Below are 6,795 nucleotides of genomic sequence, written 5' to 3'. Positions count from 1 at the left end.
GCTGGATGCCCGCGGCAACGACACCAGGCCGGTGATGGTGCAGCAGGCCGGGCAATGGCAACCCATGTTCAGCCTGATCCCCACGGCGCTGCTGGGTGACCTGCGCCAGGCCTGGGACAACGGCGAGCGCAGCCTGCTGCGGGCCCTGGCCGCCCATGGGCTGAGGCCCCTGCCCTGCGCCGCGGACGATCCGCGGCTGAGCAACTTCAATACCCCTGAACTACTGTCTGAAGCAGGCCCCAAGCCCCTGGCCTGAACACCGCCGGAGGTGCCCAAGGGCGCGACCGGGCAAGGCCCCAGGCCTTTTCATGGGCGCAACACCTGCGTTATTACTGAACCCGACTTTTCCCACAACAGGTGCCACCGTGGACATCAAGCAACTCAAGTTTCTGATCGCCCTGGAGCAGACCCGGCACTTTGGCCAGGCCGCCGCGCGCTGCCATATCACCCAGCCGACCCTGTCCATGCGCCTGCGCAATCTTGAGGATGAACTGGACCTGATCCTGGTCACCCGTGGCCAGCGCTTCGAAGGCTTCACCGAAGCCGGCGAGCGGGTGCTGGCCTGGGCCAAGACCCTGCTGGCAGCCCATGACGGGCTGTTCGCCGAAGCCGCTGCCTGCCGCGGGCAACTGGTGGGCAAGCTGCGCCTGGGGCTGGTACCGCTGAGCGGCTTCAACCCCATCAGCTACGTGCAGCAGCTATCGTCGAGCTTCCCGGAACTGCAGTTCAGCCTGTCGTCCATGAGCTCCGACCGGATCATCGAGGACATCGGCAACAACCAGCTGGACCTGGGGGTCTGCTACCTGGACCACGTCAACCCCAACTATCTGGACTTCTTCGAGATCGGCGAGACCCGGGTCGGCCTGCTCTACGACACCCGGCACTTTCATTTCGAAGGCACCGAGATGAGCTGGGAGGACGCCGCCGAACTGCCGCTGGGCATGCTCAGCACCGGCATGCACTATCGCAAGTCCATCGACCTGAGCTTTCGCAGCCGCGGCCTGAACCCGCAGCCGATCCTGGAAAGCGACTCCACCTACCAGCTGTTCCAGGCGATCCACGAAGGCTTCTGCTGCTCGATCATGCCCCTGGACAGCGGCCTGGATTCGCCCATCGAGAACCTGGCCTTTATCCAACTGCCGGATGCCAGCGTGCTGGCGCCACTGGGGCTGGTGATGCGCAAGACCGAGCCGCGCTCGGCGATTGCCGAAAAGTGCTTCGCCGAAGCCAAGAAGCTGTTTGCGATCAAAGAGTGAATCAATGCCCCAGGGCCGCCCATGGCCCTGGGCGAATCGAATGCAACGAGGTGTGGTCATGGTTTGCCGGATCGAACAAACGGAGCAACAACCCGAGGCCAATGCGCCGGCGCCGGCGCCGCAGCGGGTGGCCTATCGCGAGTACAGCGCCGACGGCCCGATGGCCGAGGCGCCGCTGGCCGCCGAGATCGCCCTGGCGATCACCTACAACGGCCTGAGCCAGGCGGTGATGATGGTGTCTCCGGGCAACCTGGAAGACTTCATTCGCGGCTTCAGCATTACCAACGACATCGTCAATGACCTCGGCGAAATCTACGACATCCGCCTCAGCCACTTCCCCCAGGCCTGCCAGGCCGACGTGGAAATTTCCAGCCGGGCGTTCTGGGCCCTCAAGGACCATCGCCGGCAAATGGCCGGCACCAGCGGCTGTGGCCTGTGCGGAGTGGAGGCCCTGGAACAGGCGCTGCCGCAACTGCAGATCCTCGAACCCGCGGCCCTGCCACCTGCCGAACACCTGCAGGGCCTGCGCGAGCGCATCGAACAGGCCCAGCACATGGCCCGCAGCAGCGGTGCCCTGCATGCGGCGCTGTACTTCGACGAACAGGGCGAGGTGCGCCTGTGCCAGGAAGACATCGGCCGCCACAACGCCCTGGACAAGCTGATTGGCGCGCTGCTGCAGGCCGGGATCGATGGCAGCCGGGGCTTCACCGTGGTCACCAGCCGTTGCAGCCTGGAACTGATCCACAAGGCCGTGCGCGCCCGCCTCGGTACCCTGGTCAGCCTCTCGGCGCCGACCGCACTCACCGTGCAATGGGCCAACAAGCATCGCCTGAACCTGATCCACGTCCCCCACCGCAACGCCCCACGTATCTACAGCCCGGTGTAAATGCACCACGCCGGATGACATGCATCCGGCGTGGCTAGCCCCTTCCCTCAAGCCTCTGTCAGCGGCATAAGCTCAACGTTCTACACCCCAACGTTCGGCCGCCTGCCGGTCGCTCTCGCGGCCGTCGATCCAGCGTTCGCCGGCCGGGGTGACTTCGCGTTTCCAGAACGGGGCGCGGGTCTTGAGGTAATCCATGATGAAGGCGCAAGCCTCGAAGGCCGCTTGGCGATGGGCGCTGGCCACCCCGACAAAGACGATGGGCTCACCCACCTGCAGCAACCCCACCCGGTGCACCAGGCTCACCCGGTTCAGCGGCCAGCGCGCCTGGGCCTGCTCCACGATGCGCTGCAGCGAGCGCTCGGTCATGCCCGGGTAGTGTTCAAGAAACAGGCTGTGCACCACCTCCCCCAGGTTGAGATCGCGCACATAACCGACAAAGGTCACCACGCCGCCGACGCTGGCGTCGCCGGCCTGCAAGCCGGCATTCAGCTGGTCGAGGCTCAACGCCTGGGTCTGCACCTGGATGCTCATGCTCAGCCCCCGGTCACTTGCGGAAAGAAGGCGATTTCATCGAAGTCCTCGATGGCCGCATCGAGCTTGCACAGTTCCTGGTTCAGCGCGCACATCAGGCTGTTCTCCCCCAGCACCTGCGCCCAGGTTTCACCCCGGGCCATCAGCCGCTGGCGCAGGTCCTCGACGGTGCGCAGGCTGGCATCCAGGGGCAGTTTCTCGCCACCGCAGCCCAGTTGCTCACGGTAGCGGGCAAAGTAGTTGACCAGAATCATCGGGCCTCTCCTGCGATAAAGGTGCCGGACTTGCCGCCCTGCTTCTTCAGCAGGTGCAGCCCTTCGATGACCATGGCGCGGTCCACCGCCTTGCACATGTCATAGATCGTCAGCGCCGCCACGCTGGCGGCGGTCATGGCTTCCAGCTCGACCCCGGTGGCGCCGTTGAGCCGGCAGCAACTGGTGATCTGCACCCGGTCCGGCGGCAGTGCCTGCAGTTCGATGTGGATCCCGGTGAGCAGCAACGGGTGGCACAGGGGGATCAGTTCGTGGGTCTTCTTTGCCGCCATGATCCCGGCGATGCGCGCCACGGCGAACACATCGCCCTTGGGATGCCCCTGGTCCTGGATCAGTTGCAGGGTGGCCGGGAGCATGCGCACCCAGGCCCGAGCCTGGGCCTCGCGTTCGGTAGCGGCCTTGCAGGTGACATCCACCATGCTGGCCCGGCCCTGGTCGTCCAGGTGAGTGAGTTCATTCATGTGCAACCTCGGATAACAACAGTGGATCAGCTCAGGACATAGTCCACCGGCTCCAGCGCCGGCGGCAGTTCGGTGGCCCCCAGGGCTTCGAGAATCTCGCGCTCGATGTTGCGCACGATGGCGCTCAGCGGCAGGTCGTTCTCGTCGTGGCCGAAGGGGTCTTCCAGCTCGTCGCCAATGGCGTCCAGGCCGAAGAAGGTGTAGCTGACGATGGCGGTGAAGATCGGCGTCAGCCAGCCCAGGGGCTCGGCCATGGCAAAGGGCAGGAGGATGCAGAACATGTAGCTGGTGCGGTGCAGCAGCAACGTGTAGGGAAACGGCAGCGGCGTGGCCTTGATCCGCTCGCAGGTGGATTGCGCGCCGGTGATGGCCGCCAGTTGATTGGCCAGCAGCAGGTAGCGCCATTCGCTGAGCCGCCCCGCCTGGGCCTGGTCCGAACACTGGCGCGCGATCTGGCGCAGCAGGCTGTCCGGCAGGTTGCTGGTGCTTGCCGGCGGCAACTGGCTGAGCCAGGTTTCGGCAGCGCTCAGTTCATCTTCGCGGCGCAGCCGGGCCTTGAGGGCATGGGCGAAACCGCACAGGTCACGCAGGATCGCGCTGCGCGCCCGGGTGTCTTCAAGCACCTGGGTTTCGCGGATCATCGAGCGCACCTCGGTCACCACCGTGCCCAGGGCCTTGCGCGCTTCGTACCAGCGGTCGTAGCAGGCGTTGTTGCGAAAGCTCATGAAGATCGACAGCGACAGGCCGAGCAAGGTGAACGGGGTGGCATTGACCTTGGAGAAATACGCCGGGTGCAAGGTCTCGATCAGCACGATGGCCGAGGCCAGCAGGGTCACCAGCAGGCTGCGCAGGGCGATGCGCTTGGCAATCGACCCCTTGAGGGAAATCAGCACGCTGATCAGGTTGGGTTTGGATCTGACGATCATCGGGGTAGAACCTTTGCACAATGAAAAGCCGTGATGAGCAGCGGTTCAGCCGCCGGTCATGTTCATGAAGCGCACCACCTGCACCTCGTCGTTGAGTTCGAAGTGATGGCTGTAGGGCTTGAGCTTCATCGCCTCGACTATGGCCCGCTGCAGGCGCCCGGTATCGCCGGGGTGAGCGCGCAGCACGGCCTTGAGGTCCACCGAGTGCTCGTTGCCCAGGCACAGCAGCAAGCGGCCTTCGACGGTCAGGCGCACGCGGTTGCAGGTGCCGCAGAAGTTGTGGCTGTGGGGCGAGATGAACCCCAGGCGAATGTGCGGCGCCTCGGCCAGGCGCCAGTAGCGCGACGGGCCCTGGGTCGACTCGGCGGACTCGATCAGGGTGTAGCGCTCGGCGATCCGCTCGCGAACCCGGGCACTGGAAAAGAACGCATCGCTGCGGCTGTGTTCGCTGATGGTGCCCAGGGGCATTTCCTCGATAAAGGAGATATCCAGGCCGCGGTCGATGGCAAAGGCCACCAGCTCGTTGATCTGCTGGTCGTTGCGCCCCTTCATCACCACACAGTTGAGCTTGGTGCGCTCAAAGCCGGCGGCAATCGCCGCGTCGATGCCGGCGACCACCTGGCCCAGCTCGCCGGTGCGGGTCAGCTGGCGAAACAGGGTCGGGTCCAGGCTGTCGAGGCTGATGTTCAGGCGCTTGACCCCGGCGTCGAACAACGGCGCGGCCAGCTTGCCCAGTTGCGAGCCGTTGGTGGTCATGCACAGCTCCCGCAGCCCGGGCAGCCGGGCAATGTCCCGGCACAGCTGGACCACCCCGGGGCGGATCAGCGGCTCGCCGCCAGTGAGGCGGATCTTGCGGGTGCCCAGGGCCACGAAACGTTCGGCCAGCTGGTACAGCTCCTCCAGGGTAAGAATGCGTTGGCGCGGCAGGAACTGCATGTCCTCGGCCATGCAATACACACAGCGGAAATCGCAGCGGTCGGTCACCGACATGCGCAGATAGTCGACCCGCCGAGCGAAGCCATCGAGCAATACCTGATCTGACATCCGAGCCTCTTTCGACGGTGGGAATCCATCGCGATTAGTTGAAGTTCTTCCACACAAGCACATGCGGAAGGTGTTATTGGCGGCAAGATTAAAAGCCATTAAAAGCCCCGTCCAATCGCTATTAACAACTGGCTGATCAATACAATCTATCGCTCCTCAAATCGCTTCCCACAAAGACCGAAACAAACAATCAACCAGTTGATATATATAGGTTTTTAACGGTGATAGAGGCTTTCGATCAGCCGGTCATTAATTGCGATTAGACAGCGGCCACGGGTGACGAATAGGCTTTATTCGTGGCCCATATAACGAGCCCTGAAAGTTACTCCACGCCAATAAGCAATACCGAACTCAAACAAGTTCACAACAACCGCATTTAGCCTGTGCAGTCAAACAATCACTGACATCGATTCAATGTCGGCCGGTTGCCTGCGTGCGCTGTATTGGAGAAATATCATGAGCGAAGTTGATCGATACAAACCCTACAAGGGCGCCGCTGCCGGTTGGGGGGCGCTGATCGCAGTGACCAAGAACTGGCTGGGCAGCGAGAATGCCTTCAAGAACATCCGCGCCATGCTCAAGACCAACCAGAACGGCGGCTTCGACTGCCCCGGCTGCGCCTGGGGCGAGTCGCCGGAAAATGGCATGGTCAAGTTCTGCGAGAACGGCGCCAAGGCGGTCAACTGGGAAGCCACCGGGCGCCTGGTGAACCCGGCCTTCTTCAACAAATACACGGTCTCGGCCCTGGCCGCGCAGAGCGACTACTGGCTCGAGTACCAGGGCCGCCTGACCCACCCCATGCGCTATGACGCCACCCAGGACCGCTATGTGGAAACCACCTGGGACGAAGCCTTCGACCTGATTGCCAGCCACCTCAAGGGCCTGGACTCGCCCAACCAGGCGGAGTTCTACACCTCCGGCCGGGCCAGCAACGAGGCGGCCTACCTGTACCAACTGTTCGTGCGCGCCTATGGCACCAACAACTTCCCCGACTGCTCCAACATGTGCCACGAGGCCAGTGCCGTGGGTATGTTCGAAAGCGTCGGCGTGGGCAAGGGCACGGTGGTGTTCCATGACCTGGAACAGGCCGACGCGATCTTCGTCATCGGCCAGAACCCCGGCACCAACCACCCGCGGATGCTCGAGCCACTGCGCGAAGCGGTGAAACGCGGTGCCCAGGTGATCTGCTTCAACCCGCTCAAGGAACGTGGCCTGGAACGCTTCCAGCACCCCCAGCACCCGCTGGAGATGCTCACCAACGGCTCCGAGCCCACCTCCTCGGCCTACTTCCGCCCGGCCCTGGGCGGCGACATGGCGGCCTTTCGCGGCATCGCCAAGTTCCTCCTGCGCTGGGAGCGCGAGGCCCTGGCCAACAATGGCGAAGCGGTGTTCGACCGGGCCTTCATCGCCGAACACACC

8 protein-coding genes and 1 pseudogene are annotated in these 6,795 nt (G+C 63.8%); 4 read left to right on the top strand and 5 right to left on the bottom strand.

Features of this window, described 5'->3' with window-relative positions:
• The 3 genes and pseudogenes from F6S12_RS28795 to fdhD form a co-directional block, all read left to right on the top strand.
• Positions 1-256, top strand: a pseudogene (locus tag F6S12_RS28795) (molybdenum cofactor guanylyltransferase MobA); the annotation flags it as partial.
• Positions 257-365: 109 nt separating this feature from the next.
• Positions 366-1,256 carry a LysR family transcriptional regulator gene (locus F6S12_RS28790; protein ID WP_011061998.1) on the top strand — a complete coding sequence of 297 codons (891 nt, stop codon included), beginning with the start codon at positions 366-368 and terminating at the stop codon, positions 1,254-1,256.
• A gap of 58 nt (positions 1,257-1,314) precedes the next feature.
• A complete protein-coding gene (gene fdhD, locus F6S12_RS28785; protein WP_015636137.1) occupies positions 1,315-2,142 on the top strand; it encodes a formate dehydrogenase accessory sulfurtransferase FdhD in 828 nt (275 codons plus the stop codon).
• A gap of 72 nt (positions 2,143-2,214) precedes the next feature.
• On the opposite strand, the gene moaE is transcribed toward fdhD, so the two are convergent.
• From moaE to moaA, 5 genes are read right to left on the bottom strand one after another with little or no spacing between them, the layout of a single operon-like run.
• The gene (gene moaE, locus F6S12_RS28780; RefSeq protein ID WP_315869619.1) at positions 2,215-2,673 is read right to left on the bottom strand and encodes a molybdopterin synthase catalytic subunit MoaE; all 459 of its coding nucleotides are present in this window, start codon (positions 2,671-2,673) and stop codon (positions 2,215-2,217) included.
• A gap of 2 nt (positions 2,674-2,675) precedes the next feature.
• Positions 2,676-2,927 (bottom strand): molybdopterin converting factor subunit 1, encoded by a 252-nt coding sequence (moaD, locus tag F6S12_RS28775; RefSeq protein WP_011062001.1) that lies wholly within the window; start codon positions 2,925-2,927, stop codon positions 2,676-2,678.
• Positions 2,924-3,406 carry a cyclic pyranopterin monophosphate synthase MoaC gene (gene moaC, locus F6S12_RS28770; RefSeq protein WP_036996513.1) on the bottom strand — a complete coding sequence of 161 codons (483 nt, stop codon included), beginning with the start codon at positions 3,404-3,406 and terminating at the stop codon, positions 2,924-2,926. The genes moaD and moaC overlap by 4 nt, the downstream gene beginning before the upstream one ends.
• 26 nt (positions 3,407-3,432) lie before the next feature.
• On the bottom strand, positions 3,433-4,332 hold the full coding sequence (locus F6S12_RS28765; protein WP_011062003.1) for a bestrophin family protein: 900 nt from the start codon (positions 4,330-4,332) through the stop codon (positions 3,433-3,435).
• A gap of 45 nt (positions 4,333-4,377) precedes the next feature.
• Positions 4,378-5,376: a GTP 3',8-cyclase MoaA gene (gene moaA / locus F6S12_RS28760; protein ID WP_041752364.1), complete on the bottom strand. Its 999-nt coding sequence runs from the start codon at positions 5,374-5,376 to the stop codon at positions 4,378-4,380.
• A 456-nt stretch (positions 5,377-5,832) separates the two neighbouring features.
• On the opposite strand from moaA, the gene F6S12_RS28755 reads away from it, so the two are divergent.
• Positions 5,833-6,795 (top strand): molybdopterin-dependent oxidoreductase (locus tag F6S12_RS28755; protein WP_315869618.1); only part of this gene is annotated, 963 nt, incomplete at its 3' end.

Origin of the sequence: Pseudomonas sp. JV245A, from assembly GCF_032424515.1 — a bacterium.
GTDB lineage: Bacteria > Pseudomonadota > Gammaproteobacteria > Pseudomonadales > Pseudomonadaceae > Aquipseudomonas > Aquipseudomonas protegens.
The sequence above is the reverse complement of the archived record's forward strand: the minus strand, read 5'-3'. Positions and strand labels throughout refer to the sequence as shown.